Consider the following 18,203-nt stretch of genomic DNA (forward strand, 5'->3'; position numbering starts at 1 on the left):
CGGTGACTGATGCGGTCAGTACCTCCGATCCGGGTCCGCCAGGCCGGTGCCGGTGATGAAGGGGAGGTCGAGGGTGGTGCGGATGCCGGGGGGCGCGGCGACTACGGCGGGGATGGCGTTGACCAGGCGCATGGCGGTGCCGACGAGGCTGGCGTGGTTGTGGTCGCCGTGGTCGCTGAACATGGCGAGGTCGAGGGTGTAGTGCGGTTCGCCGGTGATCTCGACGCGGTAGGAACCGCCTGCGCGGGCGGGCTGTGGCCAGTCGGGGGCGAGGTCGGCGCGCAGACGAGTGACGTGCTCGAGCACGGTCACCACGCGGTCGCCGACCATGCCGCGGACTTCGAAGCGCAGGGCGGCGGCGGTGCCCGCGGGGATGGTGCCCGACGCGATGTCGAAGGTTTCCGGTGCGGGCAGTCGCTCGAAATTCTCTGTGACGGTGTCGAGTTCGATGCCGAGGCCCGCGGCGAGCTGACGCACCACGCTGCCCCAGGCCAGCGACAGCACGCCCGGCTGCAACAGCAGTGGCGTCTCCGTTATCGGGCGGCCGAAGCCCATGATGTCGAACATGACCGCGGGATTGTCGTAGGTCGAATAGTCGACGATCTCGAGACAGCGCACCTGTTCGACCGCACGGCAGGTGCTCACCAGCGCCAGCGGCAACAGATCGTTGGCGAAGCCGGGGTCGATGCCGTTGACGAACAGTGACGAATTACCTTGTGCCGCAGCTTGTTCCACGGGCTCGAGCAGGTTCGCGGGCAGTACGTCCCAGGGGTACTGGAGGAACACCGGCGCGCTGGCCACGACGTTGATGCCGGCCGACAGCAACATCCGCAGGTCGGCAAGCGCCTCCATCAGCCGGTTGTCGGTCATGGCCGTATAGACCACACAGTCGGGCCGCAGCGCCAGGATCTGCGCGGTATCGGTGGTGGCGTGAATGCCCGTGGCGGTCGCGGCTCCGGCGAGCTCGCCTGCGTCGCGGCCCGCCTTGTCGGGCCCGGAGACGTGCACGCCGACCAATTCGAGCCGGGGATCGGCCAGCACGCCTCCCAGCGCGTGCCGTCCGACATTGCCTGTGCCCCAGTGCACTACACGATGAGTCATGGTCGTCCTCACAGATCGGGAAGGGGGATGGTCAGATTGGGGGCGATGAGACCGCCGTCGACCTCGAGGACTTTGCCGGTGAGGAACGATCCGGCAGGCGAGGCGAGAAACACCGCGGCCGCGGCGATATCGGTCGGCTCACCGAGTCGCTTCAGCGGTGTGGCCTGCTCCATCTGGGTTCGCATCTCGTCGTTGCCCGCGACGACGGCGAGGGCCGAGGTCAGTATCGAGCCCGGTGCGATGGCATTGACCCGGATGCGGGGGCTCAGATCCAGGGCAGCACTGCGGGTGTAATGCGCCAGCGCGGCCTTGGCGGTCGCGTACGCGGCGAACGCGCGGCCGGGGAGCCTGCCCATGGTCGAGGTGATGTTGATGATCGATCCGGTGCCCGTGGTCGCGAGCATTCGCGGAACAGCGGCCCGTACCAGGGCATGCGCGGTGCCGACATTGAAGCTGAAGGCGTCGGCGAGATCGCCGGGGGAGGTGTCGAGCAACGGCTTCGGCATGGCCCCGCCCACATTGTTGACGACGATGTCCAAACGGCCGAACTGCTCCACCGCGATCTCGGCGAGTCCGGCGACCGTCTCCGGATCGGCGAGGTCGGCGACCACGACATGTGCGCGTCGACCGGCCGCCGCTACCTCTTCGGCGATCTGCCGCAGGTCGGACTCGGTGCGCGCGGCGATCACCAGGTCGGCGCCCGCCTGCGCGAAGCCGACGGCGACCGCGGCGCCGAGCCCGCGCCCCGCACCGGTGACGACGGCGACCCGGTCGTCCAGACGGAATTGGTCGAGAATCATGATCCCACCTCGTGTCGAATAGTCGACTAATATGCGACGAATAGTCGAGGCAGTGTAGGGCGGGCAGCGCCCGTGAACAAGGGGTGCCATGCCGGAATCCGCGTCGCCGCCGACCCGCCGGGTCATCGAGGTGATGGAGTTGCTGACCCGCGCCGAGCGAGCGCTGACCGCCTCGGAAGTCGCCTCGGCGCTCGGTCTCGCCCGTGCCACCGTCACCGCGGTGCTCACCGAACTCACCGACGCGGGCTGGGTGCGCCGCGACCGTGCGCGCCGTTTCGGTCCAGGTCCGGCGCTGGCTGTCCTGCGCCCGGTCGACACCGAGATCCCGAGCGCGGCGGTGAGCGCCGAGCTGAAGGCGCTGGCCGCGTCCGCGCACTGCGGCGTGACACTGAGCCGGATCGCCGACGGCCGACTCACCGTGGTCGCGAAGGAGTACGCGCTCGGCGCCCGGATTCTGCCCGGACTCGCTGTGGGACAATCCATTCCGCTCGGCTATCCGGCCGGTGCCGCGGTGATGCCGTGGCGGCAAGAGGCCGAGCGCAAAGCCTGGTCGGCGAGCGCGACCGGTCCGGCGCGGCGGAACGCGCCCGCGCTGCTGCGATTCGTCACCACCCACGGGTGCGCGGTATTTCGCCCCGACTCCGACGACGCCGGTCTGGTCGATGTGCTCGCGGAACTTCTCGGCGCGGTCGGTGCCGAAGTGGTACAGCCGGAGCTACGCACTCGGGTACTGCGCCAACTCTCGCGCCTCACCGCCCGCCCCTATCGCGAAGCCGACCTCGACAGCGCGGAACCACTGCCCGTGAGCTACCTGTCAGCACCGGTGTTCGACGGCTCCGCGGCACCATACGAGGTACAGATCGGTCCTCTACAGGCCGCGGTCAGCCGCGGCGATCGCGCGCACTACCTGGCAACGATCCGAGCGGGGGCCGCGGCGCTGTCCGCGGTTCTGTGAAACGCCGGCCACGGCACCGAGCCGTTCAGCTCGCAGCTCGGCCGACATCATGCGGGGTGTCGGTTCCAGCCCGCGCGGACAGCGGCGGTATGGAGTGCGTCGAGCCCGAACGCGTCGACCGGGCCAAGCGAACCGGCGTCGAGTAGTCCACCGCCCAGTGCGGTCTCGGCGGCCCAGGCCATGATCGCCGCGGTGAAATCGTAGGGATCGCCGCCCGCCAGCGTGACGCTCGCCAACGTCTTGCCGGCGTCATCGCGCGCTTCGGCGACCACCCAGGAACGGGTGCGGCCGCGAGCGTCGGCGTCGGGACCACCGGTCGACCCCTTGACGGTTCGAGCCAGGGCTTCATCGAGACCACGCTTGAGCGCGGGCACCTGCGCGACGACGGCTGTCAGTCGCGAGCCGAGGTGCAATCCCTGTGCCGCGAGCGGAGGCAGGCCGAGGAAGACGTCGACCGCACGCAGATTCGGATAGGAGCGCGTCAGCGCGAAATGCTCGGATCCGGGGATCGAGGTGCCCGTGCGGCTCTTTCCGGCGACATCGAAGGTGCGCAGACGCGCGCCGGTGCGCTCGGCGACAACCCGCCCGGAGCGCAGGGCGAAGCCGGATTCGAACAGCATTCCGGCCATGGAGGCACGGGTTCCGCCGCTGGTGCCGGGGCTTTGTACGAAGTAGCCGATCTCGGCACGGGTAGCGGTCGGCGCTTCACGCAAGGCGAGTCCGGCGGCCAGGTTGCCCGGCACGTAGTCGAACCCGAACGCGGTCAGCAGGCCCGCCCCGGCGGCGCGGGCCTCGTCGTCGAGCTCGAACACGGTGCGAATGAAGGGGCCTTCGCCCGTGGAGTCGACGTAGTGCGCTCCGGCGGCGATCGCCGCGTCCAGCGCGGGACGGCCATGGCGCAAGAACGGGCCGACCGTCGTGACCAGCACATCGCCGCGGTCGAGTAGGGCCCGCACGGAATCGGGGTCGGTGACGTCGGCGACCGCAGTCCGCGCGCCGCCGAGGTCGGCGGCGAGCTTCTCGACGGCGGCCCCGTTGCGTCCCGCCAGCACGGGCGAAGCGCCGCGTGCGATGAGCGCCTCGGCCGTCAGGCGTCCGGTGTACCCGGTGGCCCCGAACAATACGATTTTCGGCATCGCCGCTGTCTCCTCATAGTTGGCCGCTTGCTGACACTACCTACTTTTTCGTGCGGTGTGGCAAACGACGAGGCTCTTTCCGTACTTTAAGGTATGGAAAACTGTGTGAAGTAGTACGGTCGTTTCGGGCTCGGTCGGAGCCTCGAACAACAGGAGGCCACCGGTGAAGTGCCCCACCGCCTTTCGCTACTGGGAAGCTCGCAGTACTCCGGCAGTGCAGCGCATCGAACGCGTGTTCACGACGGTGACCAGGCAGCGGCTGTTCCCCACCGACGAGCAGGCGGTCGCCCTGTGCGAGGACCTGTTCACCGGTGACCCGGTCGCCGAACGCTTCGTCGCCGAGGTGATGCACGGCGAGATCGGGCCGAAAGCCGGACGCCGGATGTTGGAGACGGCGCTGACCGAGGGCATCGACGCGGTGCCCGACGCACCGGAATCCATGCGCGCGCTGTTCGCCGAATTCGAGACGGTGCCCGACTGGGTGGTGCCCGAACTGGTGGAGCAGGGTGCGGCGATCTGGCGGCGCTGGGGGACAATGCTTTTCAGCTTCGCCGGGGCCGAGACGCTCGAGATGTACACCGAGGCGGCGGTCGCGACGCCGCTGTCACTGGCCGGTGGCTACGCGGGCGACAGCGCGCTGCGCCGATTCCTGGAGACCACCCGGTTCTGGATGGATGTCTCGGCGCGCGACGCGTTGCTCACCCCGGGATCGGCGGGCCGGGCGACCGCGCTGAAGGTCCGGGTCATGCATGTCTCGGTACGCGCCAAGGTGGCCGGGCATCCCGAATGGGACATCGACCGATGGGGCCTGCCGATCAGCCAGACCTACCAGATGCTGACCCTGCTCGCGGGCAGTGTGACGCCCGGTCTCGGCTTGTGGGCGCTGGGTTATCAGACGACACCCTCGGAAATCCGTGCGCTGCTGCACTTCCAGAAGTACATGGGCCATCTGCTGGGCGTGCGGCTGCGCTGGTACCCGGAGACGGTCTCGGACGGGCTGCGGGTTCTGGCGATGACCATCGCGTCGCGGTCCTACGACTCCGGTCAGCACGGCACCGAGCTGATCGAGTCCTACCCCGCGGCTTTCGCTCCCCGCGACGGCCATAGCGGTCTGACGCGCCTGCGCGAAAAGTACAACTACCGCATCAATTCCGTGTACTCCGCGATGTACATGGCACCCGGCACCCGGCGTCGCTACACCATGCCGCCCGCCTTCCCGTGGATACTGCTCCCGCTCCTGCGTTTTCCGCTGATCACGGCGATGGAACTCGCGCGCCGGATCTGCCCGCCGTTCGCGCGGGCGCACGAGAAACTCATGCTCGCCCACCGTGAGAACTGGTACCGAGCCCAGATGCGAGGTCGCGAAGCGGCCTTCGACGCCAGCGGCGCACTGCGCCGATGACCCCACCGAAAGCAGCCATGACCACCGCAGACATCGTCGAAGTATGGAACGGTCCGGGCCGCCGCGACGCGGTACTGACCCCGGTCGAACCGCGCCACAACGGCTTTCATCCGTCGCCGAGCAAACTCGCCTTCGAGCACTGGTATTTCGACGCCCACCTCGACACCGGCCACGTGGTGATCGGCTTCCTGACCAAGCGCAGGCCCGAAGACCTGCCGTTGGCCCGCCCCTGGGTGGAGATGATCGTCTACGCCCCGGACGGCACCCGCCGCCAGGTGTCGCGGCGCTACCCACAGTCGGCGGCCTCGTTCTCCTCCGATGCCTGCGATGTCCGCATCGGCGACAACACCGCGCGCACCGAGTTCCGCGACGACGGGCCGCCCACCCATCACCTGCGAATGGCCGAGGGCGGCATCGCGTTCGACCTGCGGTTCCACAACGAGGTGCCGAGCTGGATGCCGGGCAAGGGCGAAACCCGTTTCGGCACAGCGGATTCCTTCGGCTGGATGGTCGGTGCCCCGCGCGCCGAGGTGACCGGGTCGATCGAACTCGACGGCGTGCGCCACGACGTCACCGGACGTGGGTATCACGACCACAACTGGGGCGTCGGCGACATGAAGAAGATCATCGAGCGCTGGCATTGGGGCCGACTGTATGTCGAGGACTATTCCCTGCTGTACGCCTCGGTGCTGACCCAGCAGCGCCGGGGCGGACACGAGATCAACCCGCTGATGCTCGCGCACCACGCCGACATCGTGTTGTCCACCGGCGAAACGGTGCTCACCGAGGGACCGGCGCGTTTCGACGCCACCGCGGGCCGCGCCTATCCCGAGTGGATCGAGTTGCGCGTCCCCGGGAAAGTCGAACTACGCCTGGACGTGACGCGGGTGATCCACGCCCACGATCTACTGGATGACCTGCCGGTGGTGCGGGCACGGCTGATCAAACCGCTGGTGCATCGGCTGGTCGGGCACCCGGGCTACTTCCGGTTCGAGTCGAGTTTCGACCTGACGGTGCACGCCGACAGCGGACCGCGGCGGCGCAGTGGGACCACGCTGCACGAACTGGTCGCGCTGACCTGACCCCCGCGGAACTCCTTGTGGCGCAGCGCAGGTCAGCTGATCACCGGGGCGATTCGGTGCTGGTGACGAAGCGGAAGAACTCGCGGCGCTGATCCTCGGTCGGCACGGGCAGATTCTGATTTCCGTGGACGAAACCGATGCCGGCGAAGCACATCAGCCCCGCGCGCATCTGCGCCTGTTCGGCCGAGAACCCCATGTCGACAAGGGTGTCGGACAGGCTGTGAAAGATCCGCTGATCCAGTGCCTTCACCGCCTCGGCCACCTTGGTGTTGGTGCGCGCCCAGTCCCGGACCGCCAGTTCGACCTGCCACACCCGCTCCCCGGTGAGCAGTTCGCCCATCCGGTCCAGGCGTTGCCGCGGCGGCAGATCGTCGAGATCCTGGAATCCGCGGGCTGCGTCATTGTGGTCGGCGCACCAGAACTGCGCCGTGGTCTCGAGCAGTTGGTCGATGCCGTCGAAATGCCAGTAGAAGCTGCCTTTGGTCACCCCGAGCTCGTCGCACACCTTGGCGATGGTGATCGCGGCGACGCCGTCGCGCAGCAGGATGCGCAGAGTCGCGGCCGTCCAGTCCTCGACGCCGAGCCTGCGTGCCGCACCCCGCGCCGCTGCCGCTTTGCGTTTGGACACCGGAGCCGGTGGTCGCGATTTCTCGGTCATGGCCACTTTCCTTCGGGTGTCGCGGGCGGCGAACCGTACTCAGCCGTACAGTCAAACCTACCAAAAGGTACGGCTCGACGATCAGCGGTCCTGGTCGCTCGTCGGAGCGACTGGTGCCGCTCGCGTCTCGCCGGGCCGCAATGCCCCGACGATCTCGTCGGCGAGCAGGAGCCCGGCCAGACCGTGGCCGTGCTTTTCCCGGCGCACCAGCGCGATGATGTTGTCGCTGAAGGCATCTCGAACGGGCCGAAAAGCCAGGCGGCCGTCGCGCAGTTCGTCGGCGATGTCGAATTCGCTGAGGAAGGCGATGGCTTCGCCGGTGGTCGCGAGCCGTTTCATCGTCTCGATCGAGTTGGTGTGAAACGCGGGTTGGATATCGAGGTCGGCTTTGGTGAAGGCCTCGGCGACGATCCCGTGAATCACCATCGAGCGGTCGGCGAAGATCAGCGGGTACGGCGTGCAGTGCGCGAGCGGAATCGTGTCCATCGCGGCCAGCGGATGATGGGGGGAGACAACAACTCCGAGCCGGGTGTTGATCTGCCAGTAGATCTCGAGCTGCGTCGATGACGGGATGTTGAAGCCGAGACCGAGATCGGCCTCGCTGTTCTCGACCGCGGCCACGATATCGAGGGTCGACATGGTGCGGATCGATATCCGGACCTGCGGATGACGGGCGCGAAACGTCGCCGCGGCGGTGGCGACGACGCTGCTGGCCAGGCCGGTCATCGTGGCGATCACGACCTCACCGCTGCCGAGGGCGCGCAGATCGCGGATGTCGGCCACCGTCTCGCGGTATTGCAGCAGTGTCTGCCGGATATGCGCGACCAGCGCTTCGCCCGCCGGGGTGAGACGCATGCCGCGCGGTAACCGCTCGAACAGCGGTTGATCGAGTTCGGCTTCGAGCAGCAAGATCTGCCGGTTGATCGCCGAGGGCGCGACGTGCAGCCGGGCACCGGCGGCGCGAATGGAGCCCAGCCGCGCCACCTCGTCGATGTACTGCAGCAATCGTGAATGGAGCACCACGCACCTCCTTCGGCTCGTGTGCGAAATATTAGTACACATCGTGCGAAAACGAATGCTTGTGGGCAACAGTGCTGATCACGTCCAATCAATGCACAGAAATGAATTTCGACGTGAGGACCGCCATGCAGGACCACAATTCGACAACCGAGGCCCCGGGCTCGACAGACGTTGCCGCCCAGGACGATCACGTCCGGACGATCTTCGGCATCCTGGAAGGTGAACAGGAAGCCGATCTGCTGCTGCGCAACCTGTACATCCTGGATGTGCACAGCGAGAGCGTCTATCCCGGATCGCTGCTGGTCCACGGGCAGCGCATCATCGCGCTGAACCCGGACGAATCGATCGTGCGGTTCCGCGAATCCTTCGACGGTCAGGGCCTTTACGCGATTCCGGGCCTGATCGACTCGCACCTGCACTTCGAATCCCAGCTCGCGCACCCGGCGGCGTTCGGCGAGGCGATCGTGCCGAGCGGCACCACCACGGTCTTCGGCGAGACGCTCGATTTCGCCAGCGCCGCGGGTGCCGAGGCGGTCGACGCGGCCAAAGCGCTGTTCGCCGATCACGACAAGCTGCCGTACCGGCTCTATGCCTTCGCGCCGGGAAAGAAGAGCTCACCCGACGTCACCGAGGCGATGCTGGAAATGGATCCGGTGATCGGTCTGGGGGAGTTGGCCCACCTGTCCTACATGACCGGCAACGCCGACGATTTCCGTAAGTCCGCGCTCGGACGAGCGAACGCGGGATTCGTGAACTGCCACTGGGGCGTCACGTCGCTGTCGGACATGATGCTCAATTACATGCCCGCGATCGGCGTCGACAACAACCATGACGTCTGGAACGAAGACGATATCGAAAAGAGTATCCGCTACGGCCTCAACACCCAGATCAAATTCGGGGTCGGTAGCCCCGAGGTCATTCGAACGATGTTGCGCGCCATCGTGAAACGTCGCTGGCCCGCCGAGAACTTCCAGCTCTGTGCCGACAATATCTCGGTGGACAGGGTGCTGCGGCACGGCCACATCGACTGGGTCATCTCCCTCGCTGTCGAGATGGGAATGGCGCCGATCCAGGCGATCAAGATGGGCACGCTGTATGCCGCACGCTCCTTCCACAAGGACCGCGACCTCGGCTCGCTGAGCCCGGGGCGCTTCGCCGACATCGTCTTGACCGACAGCCTCTCCAAGATCAACCCCCGCTACGTCTTCAAGGGCGGCAAGCTCGTCGCCGCGGACCGCCGGCTGCTGGAGCCGGTCGGCATCGACTACTCGATCCTGGCCAAACAACCTCGGCCCGGCCTCGGTGACCTGCGCGCCGAGCAGCTCGATCTCGCGCCGATCGAGGTCTCCGAGGACGGCACGCAGGCGAAGGTGCTGCTGTTCGACGTGTACGGCCGCGGGCATCTCAAGTTCGCGCAGGAGGTGTGGGTTCCGTTCCGCGACGGCGTGGTCGTCCCCGAACTCGACGGTGTGCGGCTCAACCGGATCTCGGTCGTGCAGCGCTACGCCGACGGTGCGCGCCACACGGTCAACGCGCTGTTCAAGGGCGTCTCGCTGGACCATGGCGCGGTCTCCACGTTCTGGCCGGCACCGTCGGCCTATTTCGTGGTGGTCGGCACCGACAGCGCGGAGATGTTCGACAACCTCGGGCAGTTGGACGGTCTCGTCGGCGGCTGCGTCGTGACCGAGGACGGGCAGACGAAGGCCGTGCTGCCGCTGGACTTCTACGGCGTGATGGCCGACATGAACCTGACCGAACTCGTCGACGCGACCCGCTCGATCGACGACGCCCTCGCGAAGCTGGGCAACCGCAACGAAGGTGAACCGGTCGTCAACAAGCTGCTGACGCTGTTCATTTCGCTCGACCGCTTCGGCTTCATGAAATAGCCTCGGCCGACAGAGCAAGGAATACCGTCATGCAGCACGACAAAGACACGGCAGTCATCGACAACGGAAACAAGGTGCGTCGCTGGATCGTCTACATCGCCGGGATCTATATCCTCACCCTCGGCCTCAGTTTGGCCATCAGGGCCGGGATCGGCATCTCCCCGCAGAGCAGCCTCACCCGCACGATGACCCTGGTGTTCACGCCACTGAGTCAGGGCAATTACAACCTCATCCTCGAGGTCATCATGCTCGGCCTGACCTTCCTGGTCCGGCCGAAGGCATTCAAGGCGAGCTATCTGCTGTCGATGATTCCGGCGCTGGTGCTGGCGCTGCTCCTCGACTTCAACCTGATGATCACCAAGGGAATTCATCTCGAGCCGTACGCGGCCAATTTCGTGCTGCTGGTTTTCGCCGATGCGATGCTGGCATTCGGATTGTTCCTGATGATCCGCGCGAACCTGATATTGATGCCCATCGATCTGTTCGTCAACACCATCCAGCAGAAGACGGGCCGCAAGTGGGGAAACATCAAGACGGTGTTCGACTGCACGCTGCTGGCCCTGTCGGCGGGCATCGGCCTGCTGTTCCTCGGCGCACCGCACTTCATTCGTGAAGGCACGATCATCAACGCGATCCTTGTCGGGCAGTACGTGAAGTTGTACTTCTTCCTGCACGAGAAGTTCACGGCTCGACAGCGGTCTTTCCTGCCACGGCCGGCACCCGTGGCTGACTAGAAACCAGTAATGCCGGACAGTTCGCTGTCCGGCATTACTTCGTGGATTACGCGTCGGCGGCTGCGGGGGTCACCGCGGCGTCGCCGTCATCGACCTCCGGCGGCCCCGATCCGGTGGCCGCGTCGACCTGCTCGCCGATGTAGCGGATGACCACCGCGACCATCGCGACCACCGGCACCGCGAGAAACGCGCCGGTGATGCCGTAGAGCGAGCCACCCGCGGTGACGGCGAGCAGCACGATGACCGCGTGCAGTTCCATGCTCCGGCTCTGCAGCACCGGTTGCAGCACATTGCCTTCCAATTGCTGCACCGCGATGACGATGCCGAGCACGATCAGCGCCGTGGTGAGCCCGTTGCCGACCAGTGCGACCAGGACGGCGAGGGCGCCGGCGACGAACGCGCCGACCATCGGGATGAATCCGCCGATGAAAGTGATCACCGTCAGGACCATCGCCAGCGGAACATCGAGAATGAACAGGGCCGCGCCGATGCAGATCGCGTCGACCATGCTGACGATCGCCTGAGTGCGGATGAACCCACCCAGAGTCGCCCAGACGCGTTCCAGCACGGCTTCGACGTGATGGCCGCTGCGATTGCCGAACACCACGTGCATCCAGGGCAGAAAACGCGAGCCGTCCTTCAGGAAGAAGAACACCATCACCAACACCAGGAACACGGTGATCAGGACCGAGGTGGCCGTCGATACGCCGGTGAACACGCCGCCGGCGATCTGCGCGCCGCTGGATTGCAGCCGGCCGACGATGGCCTCGACCGCGGAATCGAGTTGCTCGTCACGGATGTTGAGCGGCGGTCCCTGGATCCAGTCGCGGACCTGGTTGACACCGTCGGTGGCCTTGTCGGCGAGTTCGGGTGCCTGATCGGCCACCGAGGGCACGATCAGCGCGATGACCCCGGCGAGCACCGCGACGAATCCCAGCAGGGTTGCCGACGCGGCCAGCGCGGGCGGCCACCTGTGCCGGGTCAGCCAGTGGGTCAGCGGCCAGAGGACCGTGGTCACCACGATCGCCAGCGCGATGGGCAGCAGCACCACCCACAGGCGGGCGGCGACGGAACCGAGCACCCACGCCCCCGCCGCGATCGCCACGATGCACAGTGACCATTTCGCCAGCCACAGCAGCCCGCCCCCGATGACGTCGCCGCGCTCACGCGTCGGTTTCGGTTGTACCCCACTGGGTTCTTTCCCCTGCCCGCTCACGTCGCCAGTCTGACACGATCGATCGCCGGGTGCGTAGTGCCGTGGCCGGTGGCCATCGGCCGTTCATCCGCGCCGCGGCCGGCGTGCGCGCTACTCCGCCGCGTCTGCCCTGCCCTCGCACGGACCAGGGGAGCGGCCGGGGAAGACCCGTTCGAGCAGGTCGGACAGGTGCGCGCGGTCCTGATCGCTGAGCCCGTTCAGGCCCTGCTCGGTGGTGTGCATCCGTGCTCGGATCGCATCGGTGACGCGCTCGCCCTCTGGCGTGATGACGAGATTGGTGACCCGCCGGTCGGAGGGGCTTGCCTCGCGCTGCACGAGGCCGCGCTTCTCCAGCCGGTTGATGATCCCGGTCACGTTGGAGGCGTCGCAGCCCAATCTGTTGGCCAGCGCGCGCATCGCGACCGGGCCCCGGCGGAGCACGGTCAGCGCCTTGCCCTGGCTCGCGGTGAGATTCTCACTCGCCGCCGCCGCGGTGAAATCCCCGTAGTAGGCGCCGAGTGACATCGAGAGCAGCTCCATCAGATGAGCCGTGTCGACGCGGGGAGCTGCTGTCATGAGTGCCAGTTTATGCGCAGAAACTTGACTATCTCAAATATCTGTCTCTACCGTGGGGCATTGCTTGAAGTACTCAACCTTCGACATAGTCAAGTAGCTACGAGGAGTATCCAGTGATCGTCACCGCGTCCGAGGCTGCCCGCACGGCCGAGATCCTGTCCCGGCCCGTCACGCTGAACGGCCTGACCGTCCCGAACCGCATCGCGATGGCACCGATGACGCGCATGTTCTCCCCGGACGGCATTCCCGGCGACGACGTGCGCTCCTACTACGCCCGCCGCGCCGCCGCGGGCGTCGGCCTGATCGTCACCGAGGGCACCTACGTCGGCCACGAGTCGGCCGGGCAGAGTGACCGGGTGCCGCGCTTCCACGGCGACGAGCAGTTGGCCGGGTGGGCGAAGGTCGCCGCGGACGTGCACGCGGCGGGCGGCACGATCGTGCCGCAGCTGTGGCACATCGGCATGGTCCGCAAGCAGGGCGAGGCGCCCTACCCCGACGCCCCCGCGGTCGGCCCCTCCGGCATTCGTGTCGACGGCACCGAGGGCACCGGCAAGGCCATGACCCAGGGCGACCTCGACGATGTCATCGGCGCCTTCGCCGACGCCGCCGCGGACGCCGAGCGGATCGGCTTCGACGGCGTCGAACTGCACGGCGCGCACGGCTATCTCCTCGACCAGTTCCTGTGGGCGCGGACCAACCGTCGTGACGACGGCTACGGCGGCGACGCGGTGGAGCGCACGCGGTTCGCCGCCGAGATCGTGGCCGCGGTCCGCGCCGTCGTCTCGCCGGAATTCCCGGTGATCTTCCGCTACTCGCAGTGGAAGCAGGACGCCTACGACGGCCGCCTCGCCGAGACCCCGCAGGAACTCGAGGCCATCCTGGCACCGCTGGCCGCCGCAGGCGTCGACGCCTTCCACGCCTCCACCCGCCGCTACTGGATCTCGGAGTTCGACGGGTCGGACCTGAACCTCGCGGGCTGGACCAAGAAGCTCACCGGCAAGCCGACCATCACCGTGGGTTCGGTCGGCCTCGACGGCGACTTCCTCCATGCGTTCCGGGGTCAGGGCGCCGAGCTCGGCAACCTCGACAACCTCCTCGACCGCATGGAACGCGACGAATTCGACATGGTCGCCGTCGGCCGCGCGCTTCTCCAGGACCCGGACTGGGCATCCAAGGTCCTGGCAGGACGAACCGGCGAACTGAAGCCCTACGACGCGGCAGCGCTGAAAACGCTGAGCTGACACCGGCATCCGGCGTATTCACCGCAGATGCCGTGAGGACTCGCCGCTGATCAGAGGTGTAGTCGCAGGCGGCCAGTCCTCACACCACGCGTCGGTTGCCCACGTACACCCGACCCTCGAAAGTCCGAATCGGGCTGGTGAAGTCGAGTGACCACAGTGGGCTCGGGTGCTCACCCGACGGCACCACGGTCACCGTCCCCTTGCCGCTGCGTGGGACGGTGACGACCCGGGTGCCGTCGGTCGCCCAGGGGATCTGCTCGTCCGGAAGAAGTCCGCCGTCGGCGGTGTACGCGTCGAACCATGCGTACGCCGCGGCGTTGGTCGCGTTGGCGAACTGGGATTTGCCGGTGGCATCCCAGCGAAAGAGTATTTTGCCGCCGATGCCCGCCACGGCCGGATTGTTGCTGTAGCCCGCTTCCTTCGGTACCTCCCTCGACCAGAGGACCGAACCTGTCGCCGGATCGAATGCGCCGATCACCTCGGCCCGCTTGTTCATCAGCACAGGCAGGGCCGCCGCGGTAGTGGGCTCCGCGTACTGTCGCGCACCGCCGTTCGGCGAGGGGTCGTCGCCCTGGGTGGAGTAGCCGGCACTCGGGATGATGCGCCAGTCAGCGCCCGCGCTCGATCGTTTCGTACCGTCGAGCGCGTAGAAGTCCCGGCCGACGGCGAACCCGCCGGGGAAGGCGGCCCAGTCCGGAGCCCAGACGGTATTGCCCACGGGCTTGTCGGGTGTCATCCGATATACGACCGTGCCGGTCTCGATATCGCGCAACTCGAAGCTCGGCTTCGAGAACGGATCACCCGACACCCCGTCGTTCTCGAGCGACAACACGCCCGCGCCGCGCACGAGGCCGACGCGAACCCCGTCGGCCTGCCACCGCACGGTGCCCGCGCTGTCCGCGACGGTGACCGAACCGAATCGACTACTTTTGCGTTCCGGTTCGAAGAGCGCGAATACTTCTCCCGCCGTGACGATTTCGGTTGCCGCGCCGAGCCTGCCGGAGACGACGCCCGCCTGGACATCGATGATCTTCGTCGCGTAGGAGTCCGAGTCGACGTCGGTGGTTCCCGCCGCTGCTTCGGCGTATTGCGCGCGGCATCCCGCGTAACGTCCGGAGCGGGTGAACACGCAGTCGCCGAAATCGCCCCGACCCACATCGATACTGCGCAGCACCGCCCCGGTCTCCGCGTCGAGGATGTCCAGATAGTTCGTCCGCTCGGCCCGGTTGTAGAGCACGACCTTGTCGTTGCCCCCGACCGGGTATTCGGAGCCGGGCACCGCGGGCTGCCGCCACCGCTGCGCTGTGGGCCGGCTGCCGAGGTCGGGACTCTGTGCGGTGACCGAGATCCGGGGCATCGCGCGAGCGGCCTCGGTCGGCCCGATCTCCTCTGGTCCGCTCGGCCACAGGGCGAACGCGATCACGACCGCGACGACGACCATGGCGGCCGCACCGGCTCCCGCCCAGATGCCACGCCGGGGCGGTGGCGACGCGGCGCTGTCCCGGATCACCGTCACGATGGCGGCCTGTGTCCCGCCGCCGGGAGGTGTCCGCGCAGCCTGCGACCCGACGAGGGACCGCCGCAGCGCCGAACCCAGCGCCGCCGCGAATTCCGACGATGTCGCGAACCGGTCCGCGGGCCGCTTCGACATCGCCCGCGCGAGCACCGAATCCACCTCCGGACCCAGCTCGGGGCGCGCGATGCGCACGCTCGGCGGCGCGGCGGTGGCGTGCCGTGTGACCACCACCGCGGGGTTCGCGTCCGTGAACGGGGCCGCACCCGTCAGGAGGTGAAAGACACTGCAGGCCAAGGAGTATTGATCACTGCGCCCGTCCAGCGGCAAGCCGTGCAACTGTTCGGGCGAGGCATAGTTCAGCGTGCCGATCATGACGCCCGTGCCGGTCAGATCCGAGTTGTCCGAGGCGTGTCGCGCGATCCCGAAATCGGTCAGGAGAATATCGCCGGTCCGGCTCATCAGGATGTTCGCCGGCTTCACATCCCGATGCACCAGACCCTGCGCGCTCGCGCGATCCAATGCTGCGGCAACCGGTTCCGCGATCCGGGCCACCTCGTCGGCGGCGAACTGCCCGGTCGCGGACAGCCGCTGCGCCAGATCGACACCCTCGACCAGTTCCATCGCGATCCACAACCGGCCGTCGCACTCGCCGCGGTCGTAGACCTTCACGATCGCCGGATGTGACAGGCCCGCCGCGAGATCGGCCTCCCGCTCGAACCGGACTCGATACCGCGGATCCAGCGCGAACTCTGCCGCCAGTACCTTCACCGCGTCCGAGCGCGGCAACCGCGGATGCCTGGCCGCGTAGACCTCGCCCATCCCACCGGCACCCAGCAGCCGTTCGATCACATACCCGGCGAAAACTTCTCCCGAACGCAACATCGGTCCCTCCTCCGGCGACGAGGTTACCGACTGTGCTCTCGCGAAGGCGCCCGCGTTCAGTCCGCCGACTCGAGTTGCTGCTTGAGGTTGCGCAGCGTGCGGTGGATGTTCTTGCGCTGGAATTCCACGAAAGTATCTCCACCGGTGACGATCCGGTCGAAGACCTGAACCGCCGCATTCGGCCATGACCGGCGATCGTCGTGCCAGGTCTCGGTGACCCGGGTGCCACCGTTGTCCGGCTCGAATCGGTATTCCCAGGTCGCGATACCCGCCCGGATCCATGGCCGCCGGACGCCGATCGCCTCGACCCGGAACGCGAACCGCTGCCCCGGCTCGGCCGCGATCACCACGCAGCGAGTCACCCAGCGGGCACCGCCGCGCTTGTTCAGCCCTTCGAATTCCATTCCCACGTAGGTGGACTCGCGCGGCTGGGCAACCTTCGCACCGCGGTTCTCCGGGCTCCACCGGCCCATCAGTGTCGGATCGCTGACCTGCTGATAGACGAACACCGGATCGGCAGCGATGTCGATGCTGTCGAAGACGGTCGTGGTGCGGCTCATGGACTCGAACCTACTGGCCCTAATGTGCGGCATCGAGAAGCGGCTGGCCGATCACACCCATCGCGTGCGACGCACCACCGAGAACCCACCCGCCGTCGGCCGGCAGCACAACGCCGGAGACGAAGTCGGCGAGCGGGGAGGCGAGGAATCGGCACACGTTGGCGACGTCGCGGGGCGTGCCGTATCGGCGCAGCGGCACGCTGCCGGTGACCAGGGCCCGATCCTGCTCGGTCGGGGCCAACCGGGCCATGCCCTCGGTGCCATCGATCGGGCCGGGGATCACGCCGTTGACGCGGATCCCGAGCGGGCCCCATTCCATCGCCAGGACCTTGGTGAGCATGTCGACGCCGGCCTTGGCGGCACAGACATGCGCTTGGGTGATCGTCGGCAATTCCGACTGCGGTGCCGAGATGTTGATGACGGAGGCGCCGGGCTTGCGCAGGAACTGGTAGCTCGCGCGCAGGACGTTGTAGGTGCCGAGCAGATCGATGTCGACCACCGACTTGAACCCGTTGGCGGACATGCCGACGGCGGCGGCGGGGAAGTTGCCCGCCGCACCGGAGATCATCACGTCGAAGTCGCCGAACTCCTGGTGCACCGATTGCAGGACGGCCTCGGTCGCGCTGTAGTCGCGGACGTCGGCGCTCCCGCCGAACGCTTCGGCACCGAGCGCGCGCAGGCGTTCGACGGCCGCGTCGACCTTGTCGGCGGAGCGACTCAGTACCGCGACACGAGCACCGGCCCGCGCGAAGTCCTCGGCCACGCCGAGATTGATGCCGCTGGTGCCGCCCGCGACGACGACGACCTTGTCGGTCAGGTCGATCTTCTGGATGAATTCTGACTCCATGCCGGACAGACTATCAGTAGTACGAACTATTATCTGTCACGATTATCCGTGGCGAGGGTTGCCGATGACGGATGTGGGTGTGGCGCCGACTACGATCGTCTCTGCTGTCCAGCCCAGAAATCGAGGTTCCGCCAGTGACCGAACCGTTGGTCCCGGATATGGTCGCCGACCACACCAGCTGCCTGCTGATCAAGCTCGGGCAGGTGATGTTCCGCGTGAGCGAGGATCGGCTCGCCGCGCTGGGGCTGCGGACGAGGCACTTCATGATCTTGAAGGTGCTGGCGGGCGACCAGGCCAGTTCTCAGCTCGAACTGGGAACCCGGCTACGCATCGACTCGACCACGATGGTTGCCGCGATCGACCATCTGGAATCCGAGGGGCTCGCCGCAAGAATTCGTGATCACCGTGACCGCCGGCGTTTTCTCGTCGAGATCACCGAGCAGGGGATGCGCGCCGTCGAGCAGGCCGACGAACTAGTCCGCACGCTGAACGACGACCTCTTCGACGGTCTGGATCAGGATGAGCGCGCGAGCTTGCATCGAGCGCTGCTGGCGATCAACTCCGGCGAGGCGTTGCCGCAGGCCTATGACGCCGTGCGGCAACGCTGACATC

The 18,203-nt window shown here is 67.2% G+C and carries 17 protein-coding genes; 7 read left to right on the top strand and 10 right to left on the bottom strand.

Annotated features, from left to right (window positions below):
* Positions 1 to 15: 15 nt before the first annotated feature.
* Positions 16 to 1,101, bottom strand: a complete 1,086-nt coding sequence (locus ACWZHB_RS08405; protein ID WP_427907363.1) for an NAD(P)H-dependent amine dehydrogenase family protein — start codon at positions 1,099 to 1,101, stop codon at positions 16 to 18.
* An 8-nt stretch (positions 1,102 to 1,109) separates the two neighbouring features.
* On the bottom strand, positions 1,110 to 1,901 hold the full coding sequence (locus ACWZHB_RS08410; RefSeq protein ID WP_427907364.1) for an SDR family oxidoreductase: 792 nt from the start codon (positions 1,899 to 1,901) through the stop codon (positions 1,110 to 1,112).
* An 88-nt stretch (positions 1,902 to 1,989) separates the two neighbouring features.
* On the opposite strand from ACWZHB_RS08410, the gene ACWZHB_RS08415 reads away from it, so the two are divergent.
* Positions 1,990 to 2,856, top strand: a complete 867-nt coding sequence (locus tag ACWZHB_RS08415) for a helix-turn-helix domain-containing protein (RefSeq protein ID WP_427907365.1) — start codon at positions 1,990 to 1,992, stop codon at positions 2,854 to 2,856.
* A 47-nt stretch (positions 2,857 to 2,903) separates the two neighbouring features.
* Here the strand turns inward: ACWZHB_RS08415 and ACWZHB_RS08420 are convergent, their stop codons facing one another.
* Entirely contained in the window at positions 2,904 to 3,992 is a 1,089-nt protein-coding gene (locus ACWZHB_RS08420) for a saccharopine dehydrogenase family protein (protein ID WP_427907366.1), read from the bottom strand.
* Positions 3,993 to 4,155: 163 nt separating this feature from the next.
* Between ACWZHB_RS08420 and ACWZHB_RS08425 the strand changes: the two genes are divergently transcribed.
* Together ACWZHB_RS08425 and ACWZHB_RS08430 are read left to right on the top strand one after the other, a co-directional pair.
* Positions 4,156 to 5,394 carry an oxygenase MpaB family protein gene (locus ACWZHB_RS08425; protein WP_427907367.1) on the top strand — a complete coding sequence of 413 codons (1,239 nt, stop codon included), beginning with the start codon at positions 4,156 to 4,158 and terminating at the stop codon, positions 5,392 to 5,394.
* Between the two features lie 17 nt (positions 5,395 to 5,411).
* On the top strand, positions 5,412 to 6,476 hold the full coding sequence (locus ACWZHB_RS08430; protein WP_427907368.1) for a lipocalin-like domain-containing protein: 1,065 nt from the start codon (positions 5,412 to 5,414) through the stop codon (positions 6,474 to 6,476).
* Positions 6,477 to 6,516: 40 nt separating this feature from the next.
* Here ACWZHB_RS08430 and ACWZHB_RS08435 read toward each other — a convergent pair whose 3' ends face one another.
* Together ACWZHB_RS08435 and ACWZHB_RS08440 are read right to left on the bottom strand one after the other, a co-directional pair.
* Positions 6,517 to 7,134, bottom strand: coding sequence for a TetR/AcrR family transcriptional regulator (locus ACWZHB_RS08435; protein WP_427907369.1), 618 nt, complete (start codon positions 7,132 to 7,134; stop codon positions 6,517 to 6,519).
* A gap of 81 nt (positions 7,135 to 7,215) precedes the next feature.
* Positions 7,216 to 8,154 (bottom strand): LysR family transcriptional regulator, encoded by a 939-nt coding sequence (locus ACWZHB_RS08440; protein WP_427907370.1) that lies wholly within the window; start codon positions 8,152 to 8,154, stop codon positions 7,216 to 7,218.
* A gap of 113 nt (positions 8,155 to 8,267) precedes the next feature.
* Here ACWZHB_RS08440 and ACWZHB_RS08445 point away from each other — a divergent pair, with 113 nt between their 5' ends.
* Both ACWZHB_RS08445 and ACWZHB_RS08450 read left to right on the top strand, forming a co-directional pair.
* On the top strand, positions 8,268 to 10,040 hold the full coding sequence (locus tag ACWZHB_RS08445; RefSeq protein ID WP_427907371.1) for an adenine deaminase C-terminal domain-containing protein: 1,773 nt from the start codon (positions 8,268 to 8,270) through the stop codon (positions 10,038 to 10,040).
* Between the two features lie 29 nt (positions 10,041 to 10,069).
* Positions 10,070 to 10,774 carry a YczE/YyaS/YitT family protein gene (locus ACWZHB_RS08450; protein WP_427907372.1) on the top strand — a complete coding sequence of 235 codons (705 nt, stop codon included), beginning with the start codon at positions 10,070 to 10,072 and terminating at the stop codon, positions 10,772 to 10,774.
* 46 nt (positions 10,775 to 10,820) lie between these two features.
* Here the strand turns inward: ACWZHB_RS08450 and ACWZHB_RS08455 are convergent, their stop codons facing one another.
* On the bottom strand, positions 10,821 to 11,990 hold the full coding sequence (locus ACWZHB_RS08455; RefSeq protein WP_427907373.1) for an AI-2E family transporter: 1,170 nt from the start codon (positions 11,988 to 11,990) through the stop codon (positions 10,821 to 10,823).
* A 90-nt stretch (positions 11,991 to 12,080) separates the two neighbouring features.
* Entirely contained in the window at positions 12,081 to 12,545 is a 465-nt protein-coding gene (locus ACWZHB_RS08460) for a MarR family winged helix-turn-helix transcriptional regulator (RefSeq protein ID WP_427907374.1), read from the bottom strand.
* 113 nt (positions 12,546 to 12,658) lie between these two features.
* Here ACWZHB_RS08460 and ACWZHB_RS08465 point away from each other — a divergent pair, with 113 nt between their 5' ends.
* Entirely contained in the window at positions 12,659 to 13,786 is a 1,128-nt protein-coding gene (locus ACWZHB_RS08465) for an NADH:flavin oxidoreductase (protein WP_427907375.1), read from the top strand.
* A gap of 79 nt (positions 13,787 to 13,865) precedes the next feature.
* Here the strand turns inward: ACWZHB_RS08465 and ACWZHB_RS08470 are convergent, their stop codons facing one another.
* The 3 genes from ACWZHB_RS08470 to ACWZHB_RS08480 are packed head-to-tail and all read right to left on the bottom strand — an operon-like array spanning position 13,866 to position 17,591.
* The gene (locus ACWZHB_RS08470; RefSeq protein WP_427907376.1) at positions 13,866 to 16,184 is read right to left on the bottom strand and encodes a serine/threonine-protein kinase; all 2,319 of its coding nucleotides are present in this window, start codon (positions 16,182 to 16,184) and stop codon (positions 13,866 to 13,868) included.
* Between the two features lie 56 nt (positions 16,185 to 16,240).
* Entirely contained in the window at positions 16,241 to 16,744 is a 504-nt protein-coding gene (locus ACWZHB_RS08475) for an SRPBCC family protein (protein ID WP_427907377.1), read from the bottom strand.
* A 19-nt stretch (positions 16,745 to 16,763) separates the two neighbouring features.
* Positions 16,764 to 17,591, bottom strand: a complete 828-nt coding sequence (locus ACWZHB_RS08480; protein ID WP_427907378.1) for an SDR family oxidoreductase — start codon at positions 17,589 to 17,591, stop codon at positions 16,764 to 16,766.
* Between the two features lie 134 nt (positions 17,592 to 17,725).
* Here ACWZHB_RS08480 and ACWZHB_RS08485 point away from each other — a divergent pair, with 134 nt between their 5' ends.
* The gene (locus ACWZHB_RS08485) at positions 17,726 to 18,199 is read left to right on the top strand and encodes a MarR family winged helix-turn-helix transcriptional regulator (protein WP_427907379.1); all 474 of its coding nucleotides are present in this window, start codon (positions 17,726 to 17,728) and stop codon (positions 18,197 to 18,199) included.
* Positions 18,200 to 18,203: the final 4 nt, after the last annotated feature.

This window comes from Nocardia sp. FBN12, assembly GCF_054031145.1.